The organism is Streptomyces inhibens (genome assembly GCF_003389455.1).
Classification (GTDB): domain Bacteria; phylum Actinomycetota; class Actinomycetes; order Streptomycetales; family Streptomycetaceae; genus Streptomyces; species Streptomyces inhibens.
Map to the genome: position 1 here is coordinate 1 of NZ_QUAC01000274.1, position 1,124 is coordinate 1,124.

Below are 1,124 nucleotides of genomic sequence, written 5' to 3' on the forward strand. Positions count from 1 at the left end.
CCCCGGCTCGTACGAGATGCCGTACGAGCCGGGGCCGACCCCTTGCACACCTACCGGTTGACTACCGGGCTCAGAGACCGATCTCGGTCTCGAACTCGGCGGCCTCCAGGATCTGCTTGACCGTGGTCAGGTAGCGGGCGGCGTCGGCGCCGTCCACCAGACGGTGGTCGTAGGAGAGCGCGAGGTAGGTCATGTCGCGCACCGCGATGGTCTCGCCGAGCTCCGGGTGGTTGATGACCACCGGGCGCTTGACGGTGGCACCGATGCCCAGGATGCCGACCTGGTTCGGGGGCACGATGACGGTGTCGAACAGGGCGCCGCGCGAACCGGTGTTGCTGATGGTGAAGGTCGCACCGGACAGCTCGTCCGGCGTGATCTTGTTGGCGCGGACCTTGCCCGCCAGGTCCGCCGTCTTGCGGGCGATACCGGCGATGTTGAGGTCACCGGCGTCCTTGATGACCGGGGTCATCAGGCCCTTCTCCGCGTCCACCGCGATACCGACGTTCTCGGTGTCGAAGTAGGTGATGGTGCCCTCGGCCTCGTTGATCCGGGCGTTGACGACCGGGTGGGCCTTCAGCGCCTGGACAGCGGCCTTGACGAAGAACGGCATCGGCGAGAGCTTGACGCCCTCACGCTGCGCGAACCCGTCCTTGGCCTTGTTGCGCATCCGCATGATCTTGGTGATGTCCACCTCGACCACGGAGGTCAGCTGCGCCTGGCCGTGCAGGGCCTTCATCATGTTGTCGCCGATGACCTTGCGCATCCGCGGCATCTTGACGGTCTGACCGCGCAGCGGGGAGACCTCGATGGCCGGGGCCTTCGACGCGGCGGCCGGGGCGGCAGCAGCCGGAGCGGCGGCCTTGGCGGCCTCCGCGGCGGCGATGACGTCCTGCTTGCGGATCCGGCCACCGACACCGGTGCCCTTGACCGTGGAGAGGTCCACGCCGTTCTCCGCGGCGAGCTTGCGCACCAGCGGGGTGACGTACGCGCCTTCGCCCTCAGAAGAGGGCGCGGCGATAGCCGCTCCGGTGGAGCCGGTGCTTGCACCGGGGGCCGGAGCCGGGGTGACGGGGGCCGGCACGGCCGGGGCCTGAGCGGCCGGAGCCGGCGCGGGGGCCGGTGCC

Annotated in this window: 1 protein-coding gene; it reads right to left on the minus strand. The window is 69.9% G+C overall.

The window, feature by feature from the left end:
* Positions 1–70 precede the first annotated feature (70 nt).
* A partial coding sequence (gene sucB / locus DY245_RS32830) for a 2-oxoglutarate dehydrogenase, E2 component, dihydrolipoamide succinyltransferase (RefSeq protein ID WP_128510819.1) occupies positions 71–1,124 on the minus strand: 1,054 nt, incomplete at its 5' end.